The 26267-nt window shown below is 72.6% G+C and carries 14 protein-coding genes; 8 read left to right on the top strand and 6 right to left on the bottom strand.

Translation table 11 applies throughout. From position 1 onward, the window contains the following. The first annotated feature begins 358 nt into the window (after positions 1–358). On the top strand, positions 359–997 hold the full coding sequence (locus AC5R91_RS04865) for a DUF4232 domain-containing protein (RefSeq protein WP_495395913.1): 639 nt from the start codon (positions 359–361) through the stop codon (positions 995–997). A 60-nt stretch (positions 998–1057) separates the two neighbouring features. Here the strand turns inward: AC5R91_RS04865 and AC5R91_RS04860 are convergent, their stop codons facing one another. Both AC5R91_RS04860 and AC5R91_RS04855 read right to left on the bottom strand, forming a co-directional pair. Then, the gene (locus AC5R91_RS04860) at positions 1058–2545 is read right to left on the bottom strand and encodes a DEAD/DEAH box helicase (protein ID WP_495395912.1); all 1488 of its coding nucleotides are present in this window, start codon (positions 2543–2545) and stop codon (positions 1058–1060) included. Beyond that, complete coding sequence (locus tag AC5R91_RS04855) at positions 2494–3489, bottom strand: hypothetical protein (protein WP_495395911.1); 996 nt, start codon at positions 3487–3489, stop codon at positions 2494–2496. Before AC5R91_RS04855 ends, AC5R91_RS04860 begins: the two co-directional genes overlap by 52 nt. Positions 3490–3658: 169 nt before the next feature. On the opposite strand from AC5R91_RS04855, the gene AC5R91_RS04850 reads away from it, so the two are divergent. Next, positions 3659–4549 carry a M48 family metalloprotease gene (locus AC5R91_RS04850; RefSeq protein ID WP_495395910.1) on the top strand — a complete coding sequence of 297 codons (891 nt, stop codon included), beginning with the start codon at positions 3659–3661 and terminating at the stop codon, positions 4547–4549. Here the strand turns inward: AC5R91_RS04850 and AC5R91_RS04845 are convergent. After that, positions 4474–4755, bottom strand: coding sequence for a hypothetical protein (locus AC5R91_RS04845; RefSeq protein WP_495395909.1), 282 nt, complete (start codon positions 4753–4755; stop codon positions 4474–4476). The two genes, AC5R91_RS04850 and AC5R91_RS04845, sit on opposite strands and share 76 nt — an antisense overlap. A gap of 144 nt (positions 4756–4899) precedes the next feature. Between AC5R91_RS04845 and AC5R91_RS04840 the strand changes: the two genes are divergently transcribed. Together AC5R91_RS04840 and AC5R91_RS04835 are read left to right on the top strand one after the other, a co-directional pair. Then, the gene (locus tag AC5R91_RS04840) at positions 4900–7269 is read left to right on the top strand and encodes a DUF4062 domain-containing protein (RefSeq protein ID WP_495395908.1); all 2370 of its coding nucleotides are present in this window, start codon (positions 4900–4902) and stop codon (positions 7267–7269) included. A gap of 165 nt (positions 7270–7434) precedes the next feature. After that, positions 7435–9000 (top strand): MFS transporter, encoded by a 1566-nt coding sequence (locus tag AC5R91_RS04835; protein WP_495395907.1) that lies wholly within the window; start codon positions 7435–7437, stop codon positions 8998–9000. A 160-nt stretch (positions 9001–9160) separates the two neighbouring features. On the opposite strand, the gene AC5R91_RS04830 is transcribed toward AC5R91_RS04835, so the two are convergent. Beyond that, the gene (locus AC5R91_RS04830) at positions 9161–11278 is read right to left on the bottom strand and encodes an NAD(+) synthase (RefSeq protein ID WP_495395906.1); all 2118 of its coding nucleotides are present in this window, start codon (positions 11276–11278) and stop codon (positions 9161–9163) included. 419 nt (positions 11279–11697) lie between these two features. On the opposite strand from AC5R91_RS04830, the gene nifJ reads away from it, so the two are divergent. The 3 genes from nifJ to AC5R91_RS04815 all read left to right on the top strand — a co-directional run bounded on the left by nifJ (position 11698) and on the right by AC5R91_RS04815 (position 16896). After that, positions 11698–15225, top strand: coding sequence for a pyruvate:ferredoxin (flavodoxin) oxidoreductase (nifJ, locus tag AC5R91_RS04825; RefSeq protein ID WP_495395905.1), 3528 nt, complete (start codon positions 11698–11700; stop codon positions 15223–15225). Between the two features lie 157 nt (positions 15226–15382). Next, positions 15383–15952: a heme-binding beta-barrel domain-containing protein gene (locus tag AC5R91_RS04820; RefSeq protein ID WP_495395904.1), complete on the top strand. Its 570-nt coding sequence runs from the start codon at positions 15383–15385 to the stop codon at positions 15950–15952. Between the two features lie 242 nt (positions 15953–16194). After that, positions 16195–16896: a hypothetical protein gene (locus AC5R91_RS04815; protein ID WP_495395903.1), complete on the top strand. Its 702-nt coding sequence runs from the start codon at positions 16195–16197 to the stop codon at positions 16894–16896. Here AC5R91_RS04815 and AC5R91_RS04810 read toward each other — a convergent pair. Further along, on the bottom strand, positions 16859–17305 hold the full coding sequence (locus tag AC5R91_RS04810; protein WP_495395902.1) for a transposase: 447 nt from the start codon (positions 17303–17305) through the stop codon (positions 16859–16861). The two genes, AC5R91_RS04815 and AC5R91_RS04810, sit on opposite strands and share 38 nt — an antisense overlap. A gap of 64 nt (positions 17306–17369) precedes the next feature. Next, positions 17370–18644 (bottom strand): lytic transglycosylase domain-containing protein, encoded by a 1275-nt coding sequence (locus tag AC5R91_RS04805; RefSeq protein WP_495395901.1) that lies wholly within the window; start codon positions 18642–18644, stop codon positions 17370–17372. Between the two features lie 1341 nt (positions 18645–19985). Here AC5R91_RS04805 and AC5R91_RS04800 point away from each other — a divergent pair. Continuing rightward, positions 19986–26102 (top strand): DNRLRE domain-containing protein, encoded by a 6117-nt coding sequence (locus AC5R91_RS04800; protein WP_495395899.1) that lies wholly within the window; start codon positions 19986–19988, stop codon positions 26100–26102. Positions 26103–26267: the final 165 nt, after the last annotated feature.

Here is a 26267-nt window from a genome sequence, read left to right as displayed (position 1 = left end):
GGCGAACCGTATCGATCTTCGATGCAAATTGGGGATCTTCACCGTCGGGTGGCCGGCGGGGTCGCTGGACATCCGGGCCGCCCCCCACGCCGGGTTTCAGCCTCTGGCTGGTGCTGACCCGGGACCAGATCGCGCCAGACCGCCGGCTGGAGGTCCTGCGCGACGACCGGTCGTCCTGTCCCGAGCCGTGATCGGGCGGGTGGCTGGCGTGTGTCGGTGGGATACGTTCGGTCCGGTGGGCGGGCTGCCGCGCCATCGTCAAGGTAGCGGCGGGCACGAGCCGGCCGGCCGGCGTCCACGGTGCTTATCACCTGGCCGTCGTCGACGAAGTTCGGACTGGCGAGTGCGGAGGTACGACATGCGTGGCGAATCCGGTGGGCGTCCGGGCCTGGTGGCCATCTCGCTGGCCGCCCTGCTGACCGCCGCCGGCTGTGGTGGCTCCACCGTCGCCACCGGCACGAGCCCGCTCCCGACGTCCGCGTCGGCGGTACCGGCGGCGGCGTCGGCGGCGGCGAAGGTGCGGCTGTCCTCGGCAACACCCTCATCGCCGGCGGTGGCCGCCGGGAGCGGCACGTCGCCGGTCCCGCGGTGCGAGGCGGGGGACCTGACCGTCGCGCTCGGTGCGGTGGACGCCGCGGCCGGCGGGCAGCATCAGCGTCCGCTGGTCGTGACGAACCGGTCGCCGCGGCGCTGCGCCGTGACCGGCTACCCCGGGGTGCGGTTCGTCGCCCGCGACGGATCGGCCTACGACGTCGTGCGATCGCCGCTCGTCCGACCCGGCCGGATCGACCTGCCGCCCGGCGCCAACGCCCGGGCCAACCTGACCTACCTGGCCACCGAGCCCGGCGACAGCGGCGCGTTCCTCCCCGCGCGCGTCCTCGTCACCCCGCCGGACACGTTCACCGCGGTCCCGCTGAGCTGGGACGGCGGTCCGGTCCTCGACCAGTCGGGCGCCACGCATCCGGGCACCTACATCACGGCCTTCACCGCCGGGTAGCCGCCGTCGGGAGCGCTGCGACCTGAGCTGAGACCTGAGCTGAGACCTGAGCGGAGCCGGCTAGCGCGGCGGGTGGTGGGGAAGCCGGGCGGCGAGGGTGTCGAAGTAGCGGTGGGCGGCCCAGGCCTGGCGGTCGCCGACGATGTAGATCCGGCGCTTGGCCCGGCTGACCGCGACGTTGAACAGGTTCGGTCTGCTCGCCGCCCACTGCTTCGCTCCGGGGCGGCCGGGGGCACCGCCGAGGATCATGATCACGATGTCGGCCTGCTTGCCCTGGGCGGTGTGGACGGTCCCCGCGACAAGACCACGGTGGCGTCGGACGTACGGCTGCAGGTGCCGGGCGATGTCGCGGAACGGCGCGATCACCATCACCTCGGACATGTCGAAGTGCAGATCGGCGAGAACCGCGAGGATCCGCTCGAGCTGCCTCCCCTCCGCGGGAATCCAGTGTCCCTGCGCCTCGTCCGCGCGGACGTCGATCCACTTGGATTCGGGCAGCGTGGGATGCTCGGCGGCGAAGGCGGCGGCGCTGCTCGTGGGCGTGCCGTCGATCATCAGCCGGTCATAGACGAGGTCGTTCACCAGGCCGAACATGGGGTCGTCGCAGCGGCGGTGCACGACGAGGGGGGAGCCCACCCAGACCCTGCCCTCGTCGTCCGGCAGCCACGTTCCCAGCGGGTTGAGCCGATCGGCCAGCCGCTGCGCGGAGGTGCGACTCGGTAGCCATTGTTCGTCGACGCCGTGGTCGACGCGCAGCACCTGCTCCACCCGGAACGGCAGCGTCGACACCGGTTCGAGCTGCAGCGGGTCACCGACGACGACCGCGCGCCGAGAGCGCCACAGGGCACCGGCGGCGATCTGCGGGCCGGCCTGCCCCGCCTCGTCGATGAGCAGCCAGCCGAGCGAATCCCGGCCCAGGTGCGAGAAGGTCCGGCCGAACGACGCGAACGTGGTCGACACGACCGGCACCACGAAGAACAGGCTGCGCCAGGCCTCGAGCGCCGCGGCGGCCGGGACGTCGCGCGCCGCCGCCCCGCCGACGACGTCCATCGCGGCCTGCAGGTTCTGGCGGAGCTGGCGGGGCACGTGGCGCAGGAACGCCTTGTGCAGGCGCAGCGCGGCGAAGAAGAGCTCGGTGCGCGCCCGGTTCCAGTCCGGATCGGTCCACGGCGCCGCGCGCTCGCGGCGGGGACGGTCCCGCCACCAGTCCGCCTCCGGCAGCGACGAGCCGAGGACGGCGCGGGCCCGGTCCAGACCCGCCGTGATCGGCTGTAGCTCCTGGTCGTGATGGCGGACCTGGCCGTCGAGGAAGGCTGCCGTGGCTTCGACTCGCTCGACCTCGCCGGCCAGGGAGTGCGACGCCGACTCGGCCTCGGCGACAGCTCGTTCCGCTCCGAGGATCTCCTCGGCCAGCTCCGCGTCGCGGCCGCGCCAGGTTCGGGCTGACGCGCGGGAGAACAGCGACTCGACGAGTCCGGGCCGGAAGCGGCGGTGGTTCAGGCGCAGCGCTGGCTGAGGGCCAGCGCATGCTCGGGCGGGCTTGGCCACCGGCCCGCGGGGACCCGGGTCGGCCGGGTGGCGTCGAGGACCACGTCGAGGCGGTCCCGGACGTCGAGGCGGCGGTCGACGGCGATGTCGGCGCTGGGCCGCAGGTAGTCGCGTAGTGCGGCCCCGAGCGGAGCCCGGGTGGCCTCGGTCGCCACCCGGCGCAGATCGTTCATGACGAAGCTGTTGAGGAAGTCGTGGGTCTCGGGCGCATTCGCCGCCTCGGCGGCGCGGGCGGTCGTGATCACGCTGGCGACCCGGATCTGCGCATGCGGGAACACCGCGTCCGCGGCGGCCTCCGCGCCGGCCTCCGCGGTGCCTTCGCCGGCCTCCACGGCGCTCACGCCGGTCGCCTCCGCGGCCGCGTCCCGACACTTCTCCAGGGTCGCGCGGTCGAGCGGCGCCCGCCGTGGGCGGCCCTGGTCGTCGCGCGGGTCGCCCATCTGGACCACGAACGGCGCCACCAGCCGGTTGAACGTGCGGCGGTGGTCGGCCTCGGCGTCGTCGAACTCCGCCAGCCAGCCACGCGCCGGCGAACCGGACCGCACCGCCTGGCCGGTGGCCCAGGCGCAGCAGGACAGGGTCAGGGTGTCCGGCAGCGGATGTCCCGTTCCGGAGACGGTGAAGGCCGCCAGCGCGCTGCTCGCCCCCGGACGTTCGTCGACGCTGTCCTCGTCCGAGCCGAACCGCCGAGCGAGCACCTCGTAGACCGCGTCGAGCCCGTAGACGCCGAGGTAGACGGTGTGCCGCCACGTCTGCCCGCGCCGCAGCCGCACACCCGCCAGCTCATGGCCGGGCTCCCAGGGCAACGGCTCGTCGGGCGAGAGCTCGTACACCCGCCGTTGCCGGTTGACGTTCTCGACGCCGGGCGGGCTGAACATCTCCACCGTGTGCCAGAACCGGAGGATCTCCGCGGGATCTTCGCGCCTGCCCGCAACGCCTGCCACCACCGGCTCCGCTCACTACTGAGGACGCACCAGACGCCATGACCAGGACGAGGGCTCACTGTACTGATATCAGTACATAACGCATCCGCGGGATTGTGCCGTCAAACCAGTCGATACGATCCTTTCCCGGCTGGATTCGGACGCCGGCGAGCTCGAGAAGGGAACCCCGGTGGCGATCCCCGGCGTGGAACCGGACCTGCCCGGACCGCTGACCCCGGTGCCCCGACGCCGGCAGAACCAGGACGGGTCGGGCGGCAACCAGGCCGCCAAGGCGAAGAACGGCATACCGAACTCGACCCGGAGAGCGTCCGCCGTGCTGACGTACGCCGCGCTCCCGGTGGCGACCGTCGGGTGGCTGCTCGCCGACGCCCACGGGATCCCCCCGCAGCTCGGCGTCGTGCTCGGGTACACCGTGTACCGCCTGGTCCTGGCCCTGCTGATCGTGCCCCTACTCGTCCGGGTGCGTTCGCGGCCGTGCCCCGAAGATCGCCGCGACCGGCTCGTCGCCGTCGGCGCCGCGATGGCGGTGCCCGTCCGCGACGTGCGGATGCTGCCCGCGCGGCGGGGCGATTTCCTCGGCGTCGGCGCCTTCAGCGTCGTGCCGAACCGGATCCACCTGGTGCTCGCCGAGAGCGTCACGGCGCTGAGCCCGGCGGAGCTCGACGCGGTCGTCGCCCATCAGCTCGGGCGCGCCAAGTCCCGCGCCTGCCACGCCGCGTTCCCGGTCGCCGTCGTGGTCTGGGCCGGCCTCGCCCTCATGTTCGAACAGCTCGCCGCGAACTGGCTGGCGTCCGCGCTGCTCACCGGGGTGGCGTTCCTGAACGGATCCAGCGCAGGGGGCTACTTCCGGATCATCGGCGACCGGCAGGCCGATCGGCACGCGGCGGCGGTGATCGGTGCCGGGCCCCTGGCCGACGCCCTGGAACGGCGCCAGGGCCTCAGCGGCATCCTCCCGCCGGGGTTCAGCCTCTGGCTGCTACTCACCTACCCGCAGCTCCTGCTGGACCGCCGGTTGGCGGCGCTGCGTGACGCGACCCCTTCGTCGGCGAGCAGCGCGTAATCGATCTCGTCGGTCCATTCACCGCGCAGCAGCACGTCGTCGACGAGCGTGCCGGAGGCTGCCTCGACGACGGTGAGACCGAGGTTCTGCCCCTCGCCGTCGAGCTCGGCGCGGGCCCGTCGGATGCGGTCGAGCACGCCGGAGCGGTCGAGCACGCCGTGCGGCACCCAGCGCACCACGTCGGGCCGCGACGTGTACGCCAGCATCGCGTCGGCATCGTCCGGTGTGCGGCCGGGTTGCGGACGGGATGCTGACGGAATTTCAGTACAGTCCGGTCAGGTACTTTCCAGGACGTGCGGGGGAGCGTGGTGCGCGCCGGGCTTCGGGTCTTTGTCAGCCATACGTCGGACATGAATACATACCCGGCCGACCGGGCCTTCGTGCGGGCGGCGGTGGACGCCGTGCGCCGCAGTGGGCACATCGCCATCTCCATGGAGGACTTCCCCGCGGTCAGCAGCCTGCCGGCGTCCTTCTGCCAGGAACAGGTCCGCGAATGCGACGTGTACATCGGGGTCATCGGCTTTCGGTACGGCTCGCTGGTGGCCGGCGGCCTGCACGCCGATGGCACCGCGGCGGCCGCCGCGTCCGCAACCGGTCAGCCGCAGGGAGATCCGTCCGGGAGATCCGGCCCGCCGGCGGGCCCGCCGCGTCGGACGGCCGTCTCCTACACGGAACTGGAGTTCCTCACGGCGGTCGAGAGCGGGATTCCCCGACTGTTGTTCCTGCTGCACGAGGACACCCCGATTCCGCGCAGTCTCACCGACCGCAATCCCGACCTGGTCGACGCTTTCCGGGCACGGCTTCGTTCCGCCGGTGTGACCGTCGGTACTTTCCGCACCGCCGACAGCCTGGAAGCGCAGGTCACGCGCGCGCTGACCCATCTTCGGCGCGGCAGTGAGGACGATCACCTGCGTTTCGTCGAGCCGATCGAGGCCGACGAGCCGGACGAAATGGTCGAACCGGAGCCCGTCGTCGACGTCAGCGAGGTTAAGCGGACTACGCTCGTCCCGCCGACAGTCCCGGTCTGGTGGCGGCGCCGCCCTCGTCAGGTGATCGGCGCGGCGGTGCTCGCCGTCGCCGTCGCCGCCGGGGCGGTCCTCGGCGCCGGGGTGGGGCGGTCGGGCTCGTCGCGCGCCTGCCAGCCGGCCGACCCCCTGACTGCGCTGCCGGCCGCGGAGACGTGGGTGGGATCCCACGACGGGCAGTGCATCGGGTTCAGCGACGGCGCATACACCTTCGACTCCACCTCACCCGACCTCGTCGCGCTGCTGACCACGATCGGTCACCAGAACGCCGCCGTCGCCGGCAAGGGCGGGGTGTACACGGTGGTGGTCGCCGCCCCGCTGACCGGGCTGCACTCCCGACCCGGCGGCGTGCAGGCCGACTCGCCGACGACCGTCGGCCAGGGGGGTCTCAACGAGCTGCGCGGGGCGCAGCTCGCGCAGGCGGCGATCAACGCCGCCGCGGACGCTCCCGGCTCCCGGGCCCGGATCCGGCTGCTGGTCGCCAACGTCGGCTGGCACTCGGGCGGCGCGCTCACCGTCGCCAGGCGCATCGACGCGGTGGCCCGCGCCGATGCGGGCCTCGCCGGGGTCCTGGGCCTGTTCCAGAGCACCGCGGCCGCCCGGCAGGCGGTGGCGACGCTCAGCGGCACCACCCACATCCCCATCGTGTCGTCCACCGCCTCCGACGACGGCTTCACCAGACCCGTCGGGCCGCCCGGGCACACCCGCCGCGCGTTCGACTGGTACTTCCGGGTCGGGCCGACCAACCGCCGGGAGGCGGCCGTCATCGCCCGGGCGATCCCGGAGATCATGAAGCGGGAGGGGCGCGGCGACGAGCCGATCCGGCCGTTGATCGTCTCCGCGGGCGTGGTCACCGACCCCAAGGCCCCCAACGCCGACCACTACAGCGACAACCTCGCCCAGGATGTCAGCGCCGAGCTGCGCCGGCTGCCCCACGCGGCCCCGGCCGTCCTCGTGCCCTTCCCCGACTCCGAGCAGGCGGCGGCGGCCAGCGCCGCGGACGGCGGCCCCACCGTGCCGGGCGTCCTCGGCCACACGCTGAGCGCGCGCTGCACCGGGCCGCAGCCGCCGAACCTGCTCGTCTACACCGGCCGGACCACGAGCGTGAGCACCCTGCTGGAGGCACTGACCGGCTCCGCCTGCGGCAAGGTGGACCCGCACCTGCCGATCATCTCCGGGGACGACGCGATGGAGCTGGAGACCGACCCGGGGGAGATCGCGTGGAGCGACCAGGACGGCCACACCTTCTACTTCGCCGACTTCGGCCTCGCTCAGCCCCGCGACGTCCCGCCGTCCTACCTGGAGCAGACCGGCACGGGCAGCGCGGTGCCCGGGCAGTGGGCGGAGCAGGTGCGCGGCACGCCGCAGCGGCTCGTCTCCGGGCACACGATCGTCGCCTTCGACGCGATGTCGGTCCTCGCCCGGGCCATCGGCGTCGCCGAGCGCACCACCCCGCCGCCGGGCCAGCTCCGCGCGAACATCAAGGCCGTCCTGGACGGCACCTGCGGCGACCGCGCCCTCGCCGGCGCGAACGGCTACGTCAGCTTCGACCGGTACGGCGACTCGACCAGCGCACCGGTGCTCATCCGCCGGTTCGACCCGACCGATGCCACGGTGACGACCGTCGCGTCCGGCACGACCGAGGAGAGCCTGCACCGCCCCGCCGCCGCGACCGCCGACTGCAGCGTCTTCTGAGCCGGCAGCGTCTTCTGCGCCGGCTCCGCCTTCTGCGCCGGGCCCGGTGCGCTGTCGCCTTGGGCGGCCGTCCCGGCGACGGCCGGTCGGGCAACTGGTTGCGTCCGGGCACAACCGCGGTTGACGATCGGAGGGTTTGGCCCGCGGGCCTGGAGGGGGAGCAGCGTGGTTGCGCAGGACCAGGGCCCGGGGCGGGCCTCACCGTCGCCCCCGTCGTTCGTGCCGGCCGAACCGGCCGCGGACCTCACCGACGACGCGCCCTTAGCCGGCCGGACGCACGCCGCCGGCGGCGTCGCCCGCGAGGGGGCGCAGTCGGCCGGCGCGCGCCGGGACCGGCAGCTCATCCTGCTGACGTGCCTCGCGGGGATGTTCGCGACGACGTTCACGGCGACCGTGCTGTCCGTGTCGATCCGCACGGTGGCCGGCGACCTGCACAGCAGCGTCGACGTCATCTCCTGGGCGGTGACCGGCTCGCTGCTCGCGCAGGCGGTCGCGATGCCGATCCTCGGCCGGGTCGGCGACATCCGCGGGCACCGGCGCACGTTCCTCGTCGGCTCCGTGCTGGCCGTGGTGTTCTCCGTGGCGACCGCGGTGGCCTGGGACCCGGTGTCGCTGATCGCCTTCCGCGCGCTGGCGCAGGTGGCCGGTGCCGCGACGATCCCCGCGTCGTTCGCGATGCTGTTCCACGCCTTCCCGCCGCACGAGCGGGTGCGGCCGTCGGCCTGGGCGTCGGGGGTGCTGTCGGGGGCGTCGGTCAGCGGGCTCGCGATCGGCGGGCTGGTCATCGACTCGATCGGGTGGCGGCCGCTGTTCCTCATGCAGGCCGGGATCGCCCTGATCCCGCTGGTCGCGGCGGTGAAGGTGCTGCCGGTCGACGCCGGCGACCGCAGCCTGACGCTGGACAAGACCGGCGCGCTGGTGCTCGGCGCGGCGACGTTCGCGCTGACCTTCGGGGTCAACCGGGCCGCGGGCTGGGGGCTGCGACCGATCGTGATCGGCCTGCTCGTGGCCGTCCCGCTGCTGCTGTGGCTGCTGGTCGTGGTCGAACGGCGCACCGCCATGCCGGTCATCCCGACCGTGCTGCTCGTCGAGCGGGACATCCGGGCCGCGGGGGCGAGCTCGTTCCTGCTCGGCGCCGCCCACATGGGCAACTTCCTGGTCACGCCCTTGCTGCTGGAGGGCGTGTTCGGGCTGTCGGTCGCGGCCACCTCCCTGGTGACGATGACCCGCACCCTGTCGATCGCGCTGGCCGCGCCGTCGGCGAGCCGGCTGGGGGCCTGGATCTCGCCGCGGGTGCTCGCGGGCGTGGCCGGCGGGGTCTACACGATCGCCCTGGCCGTGCTCGCCCTCGGCACGCAGTACGACCAGCTCCCCGTGGTCATCGCCGGTCTGATCGTCAGCGGCCTGGCGTTCGGGCACGCCCAGCCGCCGCTGCTGGTGATCACCGGCAACGCCGCCTCCGCGGACAGTTTCGGCCTGGCCACCTCGCTGCAGCAGACCGCCAACCAGATCGGCGCGGTGATCGGGATGAGCCTGCTGTCGGCGATCGTCGGCGACGCGCTGCGCGCCGTCCCGTTCACCGTCGCCTACCTGGCCGCCGCCGGCCTGTCCGCCGCCGCCGGCCTCGCCATCCTCTTCGCCCGCCGCGCACCCGGCGGCGTTGCCGATCTGCAGGGACCGGACCCGGAGGTCAGGCCGGAGCGAAGATCGGCGGAATCCTCGGCAGGTTGACCTCGACGTCGACGGCCCCGCCAGCGGACCGCTGCTGTTGCGCGGAACCGCGCCATGCCTGGGAGAGCGCCTCCCTGGTTCTTCCACAGGGTTCGGCGTCCGATTTATCCCTGTGGAGGAGACAGGGGGCGCCGTTCCCACGCACACTGCCTCGGGTGCGCTAGAGCCGCGGGCCGTGGCGGTCGAGTTCGGCGAGCCAGGCCGCGGCGCTCGCGTCCGACGGCGCCCGCCAGTCACCCCGCGGTGACAGCGTGCCGCCGAAGGAGACCTTGGGGCCGTTGGGCAGCGCCGAGCGCTTGAACTGCGAGGCCATGAAGCGGTGCAGGAACTCCCGCAGCCAGCGCACGATCGTCGCTGTGTCGTAGGCATGCCGTTCGCCGTCGGGGAAGCCGGCCGGCCAGCCGTCGGCCAGCGCGTCGCGCCAGGCGTGCCAGGCGAGGAAGGCGATCTTCGACGGCGCCAGCCCGTGGCGCAGGAGGTGGTACAGGAAGAAGTCGTGCAGCTCGTAGGGGCCGATGCGGTCCTGGGTGCTCTGCATCGCGCCGGTCTCGGCGTCGGCGGGGACCAGCTCGGGGGAGATCTCGGTGTCGAGGACCGCGGTCAGCAGCTTGCCGGTGTCCTCGTCGAACTGGTCGTGGCTCACCGCCCACCGGATGAGGTACTGGATCAGGGTCTTGGGCACGCCGGCGTTGACGGCGTAGTGGCTCATCTGGTCGCCGACGCCGTACGTGCACCAGCCGAGCGCCAGCTCGCTGAGGTCCCCGGTGCCGACGACGAACCCGCCGTGATGGTTGGCCAGCCGGAACAGGTAGTCGGTGCGCAGCCCGGCCTGCACGTTCTCGTACGTCACGTCGTAGTCGGCGGCGCCCTCGGCGGCGGGATGGCCCAGGTCGGCGAGCAACTGGCGGGCGGCGGGGCGGATGTCGATCTCCGCCGCCTCGACGCCGAGCGCGCGCATCAGCGCCCACGCGTTCGCCTTCGTCTCCGCCGAGGTCGCGAACCCCGGCAGGGTGTAGCCGAGGATCGTCGTGCGCGGCACCCCGAGCCGGTCGCAGGCCTTCGCCGCGACGATCAGCGCGTGCGTCGAGTCGAGGCCGCCGGAGATGCCGATGACCATCCGGCCCCCGCCGGTCGCCCGGAACCGCCGGGCCAGGCCGTGGACCTGGATGTTGAACGCCTCGTAGCAGTCGAGGTCGAGCCGTTCGCGGGTGTCGGGGACGAACGGGAAGCGCCGCTGGTGGCGGCGCAGGCCGACGTCGCGGCGGTGCGGGCGGTGGTCGAAGCGGACCGTGCGGAACCGCTGCTCCGGCCGGCCGGCCAGCGCGGCGCTGTCGTTGAACGTCCCCGTGCGCATCCGCTCCTGGCGCACCCGGGCGAGGTCGACGTCGGCGACGAGGAGCTGCGGGGTGTCGGCGAACCGTTCGGACTCGGCGAGCAGATCCCCGAGCTCGTGGATCGTGCCCTGCCCGTCCCAGGCCAGGTCGGTGGTGCTCTCGCCGGTCCCCGCCGCCGAGTAGACGTAGGCGGCGAGCGCGCGCGCCGACTGGGCGGCGGACAGGTGCGCGCGGTCGGCGGCCTTCCCGACGACGATGTTCGACGCCGACAGGTTCGCCAGCAGCGTCGCGCCGGCCATCGCCGCGTACGACGACGGCGGGACGGGCGCCCAGTAGTCCTCGCAGATCTCGACGCCGACGACGAGATCCGGCAGGTCCGTCGCCTCGAAGATCAGGTCCGTGCCGAACGGGACGGTCCGCCCCGCGACGGTGATCTCCTCGCCGGTGACGCCGGCGCCCGAGGCGAACCAGCGCTTCTCGTAGTACTCGCGGTAGTTCGGCAGGAACGTCTTGGGGACCACGCCGAGGATCCGTCCGCGCGAGATCGCCAGCGCGGTGTTGTAGAGCCGCCCGCGCCTGCGCAGCGGCGCCCCGACCAGCAGCAGCGGCCCGAGCTCGCGGCTGGCCCGGCACACCGTGTCCACCGCCTGCTCGACCGCGTCGAGCAGCGCGTCCTGCAGGTGCAGGTCGTCGATCGCGTACGACGACAGCCCGAGTTCGGGGAAGACGACGACGTCGACGCCGTCCGCGTCCGCCCGGCGCGCCAACGCGACCGTCGCCTCGGCGTTGCGCGCCGGGTCCGCGGTCACCACCAGCGGTGTGGCCGCCGCGACCCGTACCAGGCCGTGGCTGTGGATCGCGGCGAACTCCCGCCGCGGCTCGCCGGGCCGGGCCGGGCCGCCGAATCCCGCCTGGGCCGCCTCGCCGAACTCTGGCTCGGTCACGTCGCCTCGCATCCTTTCGTCGCAACCTGGTCGTCGCAACCTGGTCGTCGCGTCCTGGTCGTCGCGTCCTGGTCGTCGTCGGTGCACCCCGTCCGCATTGTCGCCCTCCCGCCAACGGGTGAGCACCTTCGATCCGCCCGTACCGCCGGTGGTGCCATCGGCGGTGCGGTTCGAGGCGGCCCGCGGCCGTGGGGCGGGCCCGCAGGCCGGCCCGCGCCCGGGCTCCCACCGCCGCTGGTCGCCGACCGCCCGGGTGGCGCCGCGTCCTGCGCAGCACCGATGCCGACGCCTGCCGACGCCTACCGGACGACAGGGCCCCTCGAAGGCGCTCAAACAGGGACTTCTACCGGTAACTTCCGTCTTCCGGGAAGGGAAGGAAGTCCCTCGCCGCTGCGTCATCCCGCGTCGACTCTGGGTGTATGGGTCAGAAGACGATCGATGGTAACGAGGCCGCCACCTCGGTGGCCTACCGGGCAAGTGAGGTGATCGCCATCTACCCGATCACCCCGGCGTCGGCGATGGGAGAGCTCGCCGACGCCTGGGCGACGAAGGGCCGGGCGAACATCTGGGGAGCGGTCCCCGAGGTGGTCCAGTTGCAGAGCGAGGGCGGCGCCGCCGGCGCCGTGCACGGGGCGTTGCAGGCCGGCGCCCTGTCGACCACGTTCACGGCCTCCCAGGGCCTGCTGCTGATGCTGCCCAACATGTTCAAGATCGCCGGCGAGCTCACGCCGATGGTCCTCCACGTCGCCGCCCGCACCATCGCCACGCACGCGCTGTCCATCTTCGGTGATCACAGTGACGTGATGGCCGCGCGCTCGACCGGCTTCGCCATGCTCGCCTCCTCCTCCCCCCAGGAGGCCCACGACCTGGCCGCGGTCGCGCACGCGGCCACGTTGGAATCCCGCATTCCGTTCCTGCACTTCTTCGACGGTTTCCGCACCTCGCACGAGCTCAACGAGGTCACCGAGATCGACGACGCCACGCTCGGCGCGCTGCTGTCCGCCGAGCGCATCGAGGCGCACCGGCTGCGCGCGCTGTCCCCGGACAGCCCGGTGATCCGCGGCACCACCCAGGACCCCGACACCTTCTTCCAGGCCCGGGAGGCGGCCAACGCCTACTACGCCGCCGTCCCCGGGATCGTGCAGCGGGCGATGGACCGGGTGTCCGCCGCCACCGGGCGGGCGTACCGGATCTTCGAGTACTCCGGTCACCCCGAGGCCGAGCGGGTCGTCGTCGTCATGGGCTCGGGCCGCTCGGCGGTGCGCGACGCCGTCATCCGACTGGTCGAGCGCGGCGAGCGGGTCGGGTTCGTCCAGGTCCGGCTCTACCGGCCCTTCGACGGCGCGGCGTTCCTCGCCTGCCTGCCGGCGACGGTCCGCTCGATCGCGGTCCTCGACCGGACGAAGGAGCCGGGTGCGCTCGGTGAGCCGCTGCGCCTGGACGTGCTCGCCGCGCTCGCCGAGCGGTCGCAGACCATGCCGCGGGTCATCGGCGCCCGCTACGGGCTGGCGTCGAAGGAGTTCACCCCGGCGATGGCGGCGGCCGTGTTCGACGAGCTGGCCCGCTCCCAGCCGCGCCGCGAGGTCACCGTCGGCATCCACGACGACGTCACGAACCTCTCCCTCGACGTCGACGACCATGGCCATCCGGAGCCCGACGACGTGCGGCGCGCGGTGTTCTACGGGCTCGGCAGCGACGGCACCGTCGGCGCCACCCGCGCCACCGCCGGCATCGCCGCCGACCACACCCCGCTGCACGCGCAGGCGTACTTCGTGTTCGACTCCAAGAAGTCGGGCTCGATGACGGTGTCGCACCTGCGCCTGTCGCCGCGCCCGGTCGACGCCCCCTGGCTCATCGACGACGCCCAGTACGTCGGCTGCCACCAGTTCTCGCTGCTCGAACGGGTCGACGTCCTCGCCGTCGCCGCCACCGGCGCCACCGTGCTGATCAACAGCCCGTACCCGGCGGACCAGGTGTGGGAGCACCTGCCGGCCAACGCGCAGCGCCACCTGCTCGACCGCGACGCGCGCCTGTTCGTCGTCGACGCCGACCGGGTGGCCCGCGACGCCGGCCTGCCCGGGATCGTCAGCCCCGTGCTGCAGACCTGCTTCCTGACCCTGTCCGGGCTGCTGGCGGCCGACACGGCGCTCGCGGCGGTCAAGAACGCCATCCGCATCGCCCAGGGCAAGCGCGGCGAGGCGGTGCTGCAGCGCAACTTCGCCGCCGTCGACGCCTCCCTCGGCGCGCTGGCCCAGGTCGACCTGACCGGCCGGACGGTGGGGGAGCGCACGGCCCGGCGCCTCGACGGCGACGCGCCGGTGTTCGTCAAGGAGGTCACGGCCCGCATCATGGCGGGGGAGGGGAACCTGCTGCCCGTCAGCGCGCTGCCGGTCGACGGCACCTTCCCCGTCGGCACGGCCCGCTACGAGAAGCGCGCCATCGCCCACGAGCTGCCCGTCTGGGACGCCGAGCTCTGCATCAACTGCGGCAAGTGCACGATCGTCTGCCCGCACGCCGCGATCCGGATGACCGCCTTCGACCCGGCGCTGCTCGCCGACGCGCCCGCGACGTTCAAGTCGCGCCAGCCCAAGGACAAGGATCTGGCCGGGCTGCGGGTGACCATCCAGGTGGCGCCGGACGACTGCACCGGCTGCAGCCTGTGCGTCAAGGTCTGCCCGGCGACCAGCAAGGAGAACCGGGAGCACAAGGCCCTCGAGATGGTCGACGCCGCGCCGCGGCTGGCCGAGGAGCGCGCCGGCTGGGCGTTCCACGAGACGCTGCCGGCGATCGACCCGACGCGCGTGTCGGCGGAGAACGTCCGCGGCTCGCAGTTGCGCCAGCCGCTGTTCGAGTTCTCCGGCGCCTGTTCCGGCTGCGGCGAGTCGCCGTACCTGAAGCTGCTCACCCAGCTCTTCGGCGACCGGATCCTCGTCGCGAACGCCACCGGCTGCTCGTCGATCTTCGGCGGCAACCTGCCGACGACGCCGTGGACGACGGGCGCCGACGGCCGCGGCCCGGCGTGGTCGAACTCCCTGTTCGAGGACAACGCCGAGTTCGGGCTCGGCATGCGCCTGGCGCTCGACAGCCGGGCGCGGGAGGCCCGCCGGCTGCTGAAGGCCGCCGCGGGGGTCGTCGGCGACGCGCTCGTCAAGGAGCTCCTCGACGCCGACCAGACGACCGAGGCCGGCATCCTCGCCCAGCGCGCCCGGGTCGCCGAGCTGCGCCGGCGCCTCGCCGGCACCGAGCACGACGCCCGGCTCGACCCGCTCGTCGACAACCTCGTCGACAAGAGCGTGTGGATCGTCGGCGGCGACGGGTGGGCCTACGACATCGGCTTCGGCGGCCTCGACCACGTGCTCGCGTCGGGCCGGAACGTCAACGTGCTCGTCCTGGACACCGAGGTGTACTCCAACACCGGCGGGCAGGCGTCGAAGTCGACGCCGCGCGGGGCGGTCGCGAAGTTCGCCGGCGGCGGCAAGCGGACCCGCAAGAAGGACCTCGGGCTCATCGCCGCCGCCTACGGCGACGTGTACGTCGCGCAGATCGCCCTCGGCGCCAACGACCAGCACACGGTGCGGGCGTTCAACGAGGCGGCGAGCTGGCCCGGCCCGTCGCTCATCGTCGCCTACAGCCACTGCATCGCCCACGGCATCGACATGACCGACGGCCTGTCGCACCAGAAGGCGGCGGTGAAGTCGGGCTACTGGCCGCTCTACCGGGTCGACCCGCGGGCCGAGCAGCCGTTCTCCCTGGACTCGCGGACGCCGTCGATGACCTACGCCGAGTTCGCCGCCACCGAGTCCCGGTTCACCCGGCTCCGCGCGGTCGCCCCCGACGCGGTCGCCGAGCTCGAGGACCTCGCCCAGCGCGACATCCGCACCCGCTGGGAGACCTACGAGCACGAGGCCGCCGCGGCCCCCCGCACCGGCGACGGCTCGCAGACCTGACCGACCGGCCCCCGCCGCCGACCGCTGCCCAGCCGGACGGCGGTGGGGGCCCGGGTGGGTCAGGGCTGGCGAGCTACGGGGGCTCGCCGCGTAGTGTCGGGATGTTCCGGCGGATTTGTGCCGGTTTCTGGTGTTTTCAGTCTAGGAGGGTTCGGCGTTGACGGAGAAGGTTGGTCCGGAGTGGGGGCCGCTGGCGGCCCTGGCCGGCGAGTGGGAGGGCGACCAGGGTGTCGACGTCGCCTTCGGCAACGTCGAGGGTTCGATGATCACCACCCCGTACCGTGAGCGGGTCACCCTGAAGCCGTTCGGTCCGGTGGACAACGGCTCGCAGCACCTCTACGGCCTCGACTACAAGATGGCCGCGTGGCGGTTCGGGGAGGAGAACCCCTTCCACACCGAGCTCGGCTACTGGCTGTGGGACGCCGAGCTCGGCCACGTCATGCGCAGCTTCCTGGTGCCCCGCGGGCAGACCCTGATCGCCGGCGGTGTGGTCGCGCCGGACGCGACCAGCTTCACCCTGCGCGCGGAGCTCGGCTCCACCACGTACGGCATCCTGTCCAACCCGTACCTGGCCCGCGCGGCGAACACGACCCTGTACGAGGTGGCCATCACCGTCAACCCCGACGGCAGCTTCGCCTACGACGAGACCACCACGATCGCCCACGCGCGGGTGGCCAGCGGCCCGGTCGCCCACACCGACCGCAACGTCCTGCGCCCCGTCGCCTGACGCCCGGCCTCTGGCCTCGCCGGCCCGTGGTCGCGGCCTGACACCGGTGGCCCGCAGTTGCGGTGCGTTCCGTACGGTCCGGCTCCTCGAGCCGTACACGGCGCACCGCAACCGAACCGGAACCGCGTCAGGTCACGTTTGTCCTGTCCAGGCCGCCCCTCGACCATGGTGCCGATAGTCTCCCGAAGTCCACCCGCGGCAGGTGCCTGTCGCGCTGATGGCTCGAGAGAGGCCAGGTCGTCATGCGACTGTCATCGTCGGACTCCCGGGCGGCCCTCTGGGTCGCCCGGGGCTTGTCGCTGGCCGGCGCCGTCCTGTGCGGTGTGCTCCTCTTCGGGTGCGGTGCGAGCGGTTCCACCGGGTCGTCCACGGTGTCCCCGGCCGGCTCGCCGGCCACGACCGGGACGGCCTCCGCCGCCGCGAGCGCCTCCGCCGCCGCGACCGTCAGGACCGCCGGGACCGCTTCCGGCGTCGCGGCGCGAACCGCATCCGCCGCGACCGGAGCCGGTGCGACGGTCCTGCCCGCCGGCGCGTCGTCCGGTGCCACCGCCGGGGCGCGCAACCTCCCGGTGGACGCTGTGCTGCGCGAGCAGCTCGTCGTGGCGTGGGTCGCCGGGCATCAGGGGCCGGACAGCGCGCTCGTCACGCGGTCGGATGTCGCGTCGACCGCGGCGGGCTCCGTCTACTACGCGCAGGAGACCGGCACCGGGACCTACTGGGCCGTCGCCGACTTCGCGCCGTCGGCGAGCGCCCTGGCGAAGGGCAGGAGACTCAACGGGGCGGCCGGGGACCCCCTCATCGCCTTCCAGGACGGTCCGTGGGTGTTCACCCACCCCAAGGGTGGATCATGGAAGCTGGCCGGCGACTCGGGCGGGCAGCTCTGCGCCTCCTCGGTGCCTCCCGCCGTCACCGCGGTGTGGAACCTGCCCCCGGCAGGTTGCTAGCGTCCCGCTCGCCCGCCGGCGGCTCAGGTCGCCGCGGCAGTACCACCGTCCGGCCCTCCTCGCCCCGCCGGCGCCCCTCGCCGTCGCGGCAGTCGGTGCCGGTCACCGCCCGGCCGGTCGCCGGGGGCGGCGCGGTGTTGCGCAGCAGGCCGAGGGCCCGGCGCAGTTCGGCGTTCTCCCGGGTGAGGCGGCGGATCTCGGCCTGATGGCGACGGAGGTCGGCACGGGCGAGAACATCGGCGGACTCGGCCTGGCGGACCCAGGTCCGCAGCGTCTCGGCGCTGATCACGAGCGTCGCGGCCACCGCCTGGATGGTCGCCCATTCGGAGGTGTGACCCGACCGGGCCCGGATGACCTGGGCCACGGCCTGTGCGCGGAAGACCGGAGGGTAACGCGTGGGGCGCGGCATGGCGTCTCGTTTCGGTGCGGCTCACCGCGGTGGCGGGGTCGGCTGGGCAGCGATGAGTTCGGCTTCAGGACGTGGCGGTCGGTGAGGCCGCCGACTGGGCGTCGCCCGCGGGGGTGAGGGAGACGACGAGCAGGGGACCGCTCGGCGAGGCGGCCGGGGCATCGGCCGAGGCCGGCACGGTTGCCGAGGGCCCTGCCTGGGAGCCGCTCGCCGACGGCGGCGGTGGCGGCGGCGTGGTCGTCGGCTTCGGCGCGACGCTGGATGTGGTGCCTGAGCGGGCCGGGGCCGGGGCCGATGGAACGGCGGACGGGCGCGCGGCCGGGGCGGCGCTGGTCTTCCCGGCCGACGCCGATGCCGATGCCGGCGCCGACGCCGGTGCGGTGGCGGGCGGCGCCGGTGTTGCGGTCGCCCTGGGCGGGCTGGCCTGTGCCGGGGCAGCGGCGGCAGGGGGCGCGGCGGTGGGCTGGGCCGAGGGCCTCGCGGGCGGCGCGACGTCGGCGCCGGGCAGGACCGGCGTGGTGGTGTAGCCGGCGGCCCAGGCGAGGACTGCGCGCAGGTAGCTCGACGACGGGTTGTAGCTGTAGACGGCGGCCCGCAGCGCGGCCGGATCGGCGAGGTCGCGGTCGTGGCGGCAGAGGTAGCCGGCGGCGGAGAGGGTCGCGTCGTCGACGTTGTTCGGGTCGGCCCGGCCGTCGCCCGACCCGTCGCGGCCCGCCCACGCCCAGGTGGTGGGGATGAACTGCATCGGCCCGACGGCCCGGTCGTAGCGGCGGTCGCCGTCGAGCCGCCCGCCGTCGGTGTCCCGGACCAGTGCGCGGCCGTCGTGTCCGTCCAGCGCCGGGCCGAGGATGCGGCTGATGATGGTGCCCTCGGCGGTGATCGTGCGGCCGACGCCGTGGCCGGACTCGATGCGGCCGATGCCGGCGAGCAGCTGCCAGCGCAGGTGACAGCCCGGCTGATCGACGGCGGTGCGAGCGGCCGCCTTCCGGTAGGCGGTCAACATCCGGGCGGGGATCCGGCGGTCGGCGGCGGTCAGCGTCAGCGCCCGGGCGGCCGAGGGCGGCGTCGCGGCTGGTGGGCTGGCGGTGGCGCCCGCGAGTGGCTGGCCGTCCGGCCCTGTCGGCGTCGGCGTCGGAGTCGGCGGGCTCGCGGTTGTCGCGGTGCCGGTGTCCGGGACGGCCGGCTGGAGCGGCGGAAGGTCGAGGTCGTAGTCCCGGGTGGGTGGGTGCGCGGCCGGCGGCGGGGCGGCGGCCCGGGCGGTGTCGGCGGCGCGGGGGGCGGCTCCGGGAACGAGGCACAGCGCGACGAGCAGGCCGACCATCGGCGCGGCGGCGAGCATGCCGGCGGTGCGGGACCGCCGGCCCGCCGGGCCCTCGTTACGGCCGCGGTCCGGTCCGCCCTGCCGTCCCCGCCCGCCCTGCCGTCCCCGCCCGCCCTGCCGGTCCGGCGCGGCCTGTCGTCTCCGCCCGCCCTGCCGGCCCGGTGCGGTCGGCCCGTCCCGTCGGGCGTGGCGTCTGGGGGCCGCGGGGGAGTGCAGCCCAGGTCGGAGGTCGGCCTGTCGGTCGGATCGCGGATCGGGACGTGGCTCGGCGTGCCCGTCCGCGGACCTTACGGGATACGGATGTGGCGGCGTCGGGCGGTGCCGGCCGGCCGCGGTGGCGCCGGCGCCGGCGCCGGCGCGGTGGCGTCCAGGGTGCTCGGGCGCACGGCTCATACCGATGGCCTCCCTCGGTGGGGCAGGTGGATGGAGCCGCGCGGACGGCGGCCGGCGCGCCGCCCCGGATTCGGTCGGCGCGACACCACGCCGCCTTTCCGGACCGCGTTCCCGGACCACAATTGAGCACAGAAAGACGGCCGTGATCAGCCGTCCCGTTCGACTTTCCGCTCCGGGCCACATGGTTCCACGGCAGCGATCCGTGGCCGGCGACCAGAAGCCCCAACAATGATCGACGATGTCGAACCCGGGTCGTTCCAGGCTCGGATCCGGAATAGGACTTTGGCATATGGCCGGGCAATCTGTCAGCCAGTCGGAGCGAGAAGTTCCCTACTGCCCCTAACGATCAATGATGCTCGACTCGCATCGAGTGATCGACTTTGGTCGCTGTCCGCATTCGGCGCGATCGTGGGTGACCGCTTCGATCGATCTCCATCAGGTCTCTGACCTTGGCGTTTCAGCCCGAAGGCCGGCACCGCCCGGCGCGAACCCCTCCGCTTACCGAGGGCGTTGATCTGCTCGCGTGGTGCGGGGTGGCGGCTCGTCGCCGGCCATCGATCGATAACCAGATGGCAGAGGGCGGCGGTGAGTTTCCGGCAAGTAACACACCACTGTGTGACCCAAGTTACCCCGATCGCGGAGCGTGCATCGGTGGAGCGCTGATCGTGCGGAAGTAACTCACTGACGGTTGCGGTCAAGGCGCACGGGAGAGTCGTCGGCGCCCTCCTCCATCACGCCGAGCAGTCGATCGCCGCGGTCTCCGCGGGTCGGTGATTACCCTGCGCAACACAACGGAAGACCAACGGCCCGAATCGCTTCTGTACCGAGATCTGTGCGCCTGTCATTTTCGGTGCTCAGTGCGGTTCCCGTTCCCCTCGGTGACCGCACTCACCACCGCCTCCGGACACCTTCGTTTCCGGCGAGATCGGAGTTGGCGTGAAGCGCGCTTTCATCAGGCGAACTCGCATGTCGTTCCACCGTTTCCTCGGCATGCTGCTGGTCGCCGTTCTGGCCGTGACGATCGTGGAGTTCACCCCGGCCGGACCGAATGCGGCGCAGGCCGCCGCGACCCCGTCCGGCGGCGCCCGACAGCCCGCACCGTCCGGTCCGGCCGAACGGCCCGACCTCGTCTCGGCGCAGCTTGCGGCGCATGCGGAGAAGCGGCGGATCGAGGTGACGGATGCCCGGACGGAGTCGACGTCGACGTTCGTGAACCCGGACGGGACGGTCACGGTCGACTCCTACTCGGGCATCCGTCGGGTCCGCCGCGGTGACGGCTGGGTGGACGTCGACGCGAAGCTGGTCCTGGCGGGCGGCAAGGTGACCCCGAAGGTCGCGAAGGCGGGGATCACCCTGTCCGCGGGCGGCAAGGCGGGCGGCGACGTCGCGACGCTGGTCGACGGGGGCCGGGAGGTGGCGTTCGGCTGGTCGGCGGCGCTGCCGGCCCCCGTGCTCGCCGGTTCCACGGCGACCTATCGCGACGCCGCGCCCGACACCGATCTGGTCGTCAAGGTCGTCCCGACGGGCTACGACGTGCGGATCGTCGCGCACACCCCGGCGGCGGCGCAGGCCGCGCTGCGGCTGCCGATGCGGCTGAAGGGCCTGACCGCCGAGCGGACCTCGGCGGGGGAGCTGCGGCTGTCCGCGGGTGGGAAGGTCGCGGCCCGTTCGCCGACGCCGCTGATGTGGGACGCCCACGTCGACCCGAAGGCGAAGCTGCCGGACCGCACCCATGGCATCGACAGCACGCTGGAGGGGACCGCCGCGGCGCCGACCCTCGCCCTCAAGCCGGACAAGGCATGGCTCACTGACCCCTCCCGCCAGTATCCGGTGACGATCGACCCGGCGGCGACCCTGGCGGACAACCTCGACACCGACGTCAACGACGCGAACCCGACGACGAACTACGACACCGGTGACATCCTGCGGGTCGGTAACTACCTGGGTGCGACGGTGAACCGGTCGTTCCTGCGCTTCGACGACTCGGCGATCAAGAACCGGCACGTCACCTCGGCAGTCCTGAGCCTGTGGCAGGACGGGTCGGCGACGTGCACCGCCGAGCCGACGATCGTGCAGGGCGCCGGCGGCATGGGCCCGGGCACGACGTGGAACACCCAGCCCAGCGCGGACGGGATCACCTGGGGCAGCTTCACCTCCAACAACGGCGGCTCCTGCACCGGCTCCGGCGGCACGAACATCGACATCACCGGCCTGGTCGACGCCTGGGCGCACAACGGCGCGCCCTCGCCGGAGGCGCTGACCATCCGGGCGTCCAGCGAGTCGGACGCGAACCAGTTCAAGTACTTCTACTCGGGCGACACGCCGCTGGCTCCCTTCATCTCCACGACCTACAACTCCTACCCGACGACGGTCGCCGGCCGCTCGACCTCCCCGTGCTCGGCGCAGTGCGGCGGCAGCCCCGTCACCGTCATCACCAACTCGACGACCCCGACGCTCAACGGCTTCACCACCGACGACGACGGCGGTACCGTCCGGCTCGACTTCGAGGTGTGGGACGCCGCCGGGGCCACCAAGATCACCGGTGGGTCGACGGACTACATCGGCGAGAACACCCAGGGAAGCTGGTCGGTTCCGGCCGGGCTGCTGACGAACGGCACCAGTTACGAGTGGCGGGCCCGCGCCTTCGACGGCGTGGACTACTCGGCGGCCTGGTCGTCGTGGATCCCGTTCACCATCGACACCACGGCCCCGGGGGCGCCGAGCGCCCTGACGTCGTCGGCCTGGCCGTCGGGCGGATGGTCGGGCACCACGTCCGGGACGGTGTTGTGGACCTCCCCGGGCGGGGACGCAGCGGGCTTCCTCTACGGCCTCGACGAGCCGTCCCCGTCGACCTCGACGACCGCGACCGCGAGCGCGACACTGACCCCCGCCGGGGGCCTGCACACCTTCTACGTCCGCGCGATCGACAAGGCGGGGAACCTCTCCCCGGTCGCGAGCTACGCGTTCGGCGTCGGCAACGGCGCGCTCGCCTCACCCGAGCCGCAGTCCCGCGCCCAGCGGTTCGTGACACTGCGCGGTGAAGCGCCGAGCAGCCAGGTCTCGGTCGCCTACCACTACCGCAAGGGCACCGACCCCGGCCTGCCCTGGCTGGACGTGCCGACCGGCGCCGTAACGATCCAGGGGACCACCTCCCATCCGACCTGGCCGGTGTCGCGCAACAGTTCCGGGCTGTTCGACAACCAGATCTGGAGCCTGCCGACCACCTTCGCCGGCAACGACGGCCCGGTGCAGGTCCAGGCATGCTTCGCGACCTCCGGCGGCACCATCTCGTGCACCGCGGCGACGACGTTCCAGTACACGATCAACGCGTTCGGCGACTCGAACGCCACCGAGAAGATCGGCCCCGGCACCCTGGCTCCGCTGACCGGCGACTTCTCGGTGTCCGCGACCGACGTCACGATGCCGACCTATACCGGCACGCTGTCCGTCGGCCGGACCCTGACCACCCTCACCCCGCCGGGGGCGACCTCGACGCCGGCGGGGGTGTTCGGCCCGGGCTGGACGTCGAACATTCCCGGGCCGGCGTCCGGCTCGGCGAACCGCGTCCTGACCGACAACACCGACTCGGGCGGCTACGTCACGCTGACCTCCGCGCAGGGCGCGCCGGCGGTCTACACGCGGGTCGGTTCCGGCAGCTATCCGTATCACTACGCGGGGGTCGCGGACACCGCGGCCGACGGTTCGTCGCTGACGAAGGATTCGGCGACGCAGTTCACGCTCACCGACGTCGACGGGACCAGGACGACCTGGAACTCGACGACCGTCGGCGGCGCGACGATCTGGGTGGACGACCGGGTGATGGAACCCGGCAACGCGAACACCTCGACGTTCACCGTCGACAGCCAGGGGCGCACCACGCGGATCCTCGCTCCGGTTCCGGCCGGGGTGACCTGCTCGGGCTCGCTCGGTGCCGGCTGCCGGGCGCTGACCATCAGCTACGCCACGTCCACGACCGCGACCGCCGATGGTGGAGATCCCGCCACCTGGGGTGATTACGCCGGGCGGATCAGTTCCATCTCGATGTCGCTCAACGGCGCGGCGCCGGTCGAGGTCGCCCGCTACAAGTTCGACACGACCGGGCGACTGCGCCAGGAGTACGACCCGCGGCTGGACTCCGCCGGCGGCGGCCATGTGGCGACCCTGTACTGGTACACCAGCGAGAACCGGGTCCTCGGCTACATCCCACCGGCCGAGGAGACCTGGAACTTCAACTACGACAGCTACGGCCGGCTGATCAGCCTGACCCGGGCTCGTCCGGGCGGTGCGGGCAACGCCACCCAGAGCGTCGTCTACGACATTCCGCTGTCGGGTGGTTCCGCGCCGGTCGACATGTCGCCGTCCGCGGTGGGCACCTGGGGCCAGCAGGATCTGCCGTCCTTCGCGACGGCCGTGTTTCCCGCCAGCCGCGTTCCGGCGTCGCCGCCGGGCGCCTCCGACTGGCCTTTCGCGGACCTGGCCTACATGGATGCCAACGGCCGGGAGGTGAACTCGGCCTCCTACGGCGCCGGCGCCTGGCAGGTCACGACGACCGAGCACGACCTGCGTGGCAACACCGTCCGCGAGCTGACCGCGGAGAATCGCAACCAGGCGCTGTCGCCCACGGCAGACACCGATCCGACCGTCGCGGCCCTCACCGACTCCGCCGCCCGCGCCCAGTTGCTCGACACCGACACCACCTGGTCCGCCGACGGGGTGGTGCCCGTCGACGCCTACGGGCCGAAGCACCGCTACGTCACGAACGGCGGTGTCCGCACGTCGGCGCGGCTGCACACCCACACCGACTATGACCAGGGCGCGCCGGGCGGCAGCGTCATCTACCACCTGCCGACCACGGTGACGGCGTCCGCCTACGACGGCAGCAGCGACACCGACCCCCGCAAGGTGATCAACGGCTACGAGGCGAAGACCGGCGCGGACGGGGCCACGTCCGGCTGGACACTGCGCAGGCCGACGACGGTGACCACGTGGATGGGCGGCGGGTCCGCCCCGGACGTCGTCCGCACCTCCTACTACAACCTCGCCGGCCAGCCGGTGGAGGTTCGCCAGCCGAAGGCGAACGGCGCCGGCACCGACGCGTTCACCACCGTCACCTCGTATTTCACCCCGACCGGTTCGGGCGGTTGCGTCAACGCGTCCTGGGCGGGCCTGACCTGCTCGGAGGGTCCCGCGGCCCAACCGAGCTCGGGCACTCCGCTGCCGGTCACGACCTACACCTACAACAACCTCAACGAACCGCTGACCGCCGTCGAGACCGTCGGTTCCACGACCAGGACGACGACCACCGCCTACGATGCGGCCGGCCGCAAGACCTCCGCGGCCCTCGCGGTGAGCCCCGCGGGAGATGGCGGCACCGCGGTGCCGACCGCGACATTCGGTTACAGCACCTCGACCGGACTGCCGACCACCACGACCGCGAACAGCGTCACCCTGACCACCGGTTACGACACCTGGGGGCAGGTCACCTCGCAGACCGACGCCGACGGCAACACCGCGACCACCACCTACGACATCGACGGCGCGGCGGCAACGGTCAACGACGGCAAGGGCACCTACACCTACACCTACGACAGCTCCACCGAGCACCGCGGCCTGGTCACGAGCCTGAATGTCGGGGCGGGTTCGGCGCCGTCGACGTTCACCGCCACGTACAACGGCGACGGCGCTCTCGCGACCGAGACCTATCCGAGCGGTCTGGTCGCGACCAGGAAGTACGACAACACCGCCAGCCCCACCGCCCTGACGTACGCCAAGGCCGGGACGACCTGGCTGGGCTACAGCGAGATCGACAACATCAACGGCCAGGGCCGCATCGTCGGAACCCCGAACCAGGGCCTCGAATATCTCTACGACCCCTCCGGCCGGCTCACCCTGGCCCGCGACGTCCGCGCCGCCGGCAGCACCCAGACGTGCACCTCACGCCGCTACGTCTACGACGCCGACTCCAACCGCACCCAGGAGATCTCCTACCCCGACGCCGGCACCAACGCGCCCGGCGCGGCCTGCAGCACCTCCACCACCCCCACCTACACCCTCACCCACAGCTACGACCAGGCCGACCGGCAGACCGACACCGGCTACGCCTACGACACGTTCGGCCGCACCACGACCGTCCCCGCCGCCGACGCCGGCGGAACCGCGCTGACCGTCGGCTACAACGCCGACGACATGGTCGCCTCCGAAACCCAGGGCTCGACCACCCGCACCTACGCCCTCGACCCGGCGCGGCGCATCCGCTCCTGGACCCAGGGTTCCACCACCTCGACGAACCACTACACAGACGACTCCGACGACAGCCCCGCCTGGATCGGGGTCACCGGCGGCACCTGGACCCGCAACATCCACGGCATCGGCTCCGACCTGGCCGCCATCCAGGACAACGCCGGCACCGTCACCCTCCAACTCGCCGACATCCACGGCAACATCGTCGCCACCGCTGACGACTCCACCTCGGCGACCTCGACGAGTTCGTTCCAGGAGACCAACGAGTTCGGCAAGCCCTACAACCCCGCCACCGCCTATCCCCGCTACGGCTGGCTCGGCGCGAAGGAACGCTCCCACGACACCCTCTCCGGTGTCATCCTCATGGGAGCCCGCCTCTACAACCCCACCACCGGCCGCTTCCTCCAAACCGACCCCGTCCCCGGCGGCTCCGACAACCCCTACGACTACGCCCACCAGGACCCCTACAACACTTTCGACCTCAACGGTCACTGCTCATGCAATGACAAGAAGATCATAATAATAGGAAGGAGGTGGGATGTAGCGCGCTACCGGAATCTACCCGGATACGAAGTGCTCAATGAGCCGAACAGCAGGTTCAGCTGGGCCCTCAATGTGTTCTGGTTGACCAGGGCGGTTTATCGCGGCGACGAGATCCGCGCCGTGTCCCAACCGAACTGGTGGGGGCACGACGGCTCCTACTTTCAGAAAGAGATAGACCTACTCGAAGACTATGGGTACAAAAAATGGCCCTACCAGCACGCCGGACTATGGGGCTACTGGAAGGCCAAGCGGGTATGGTACTGGAGAATTTGCACTCCGTGGTGCAACGGGCTAAAGTGAAATTATCGCGACGGCACTGACGATCTGAAGTCCACCTCTTGGACGTGGCGGCACACGCGGCGCGGCCACCGTCTCGCTCATCCCATCCGGACCGGTATGAGCGAGACGGTGGTCGCGCTCATACCGGTCCGGATCCGCAGTGGCGGCTGCCGAGTGACTATTGCC

Source organism: Frankia sp. BMG5.60 (genome assembly GCF_059428125.1).
This window is presented reverse-complemented; position numbering and strand designations above follow the sequence as displayed.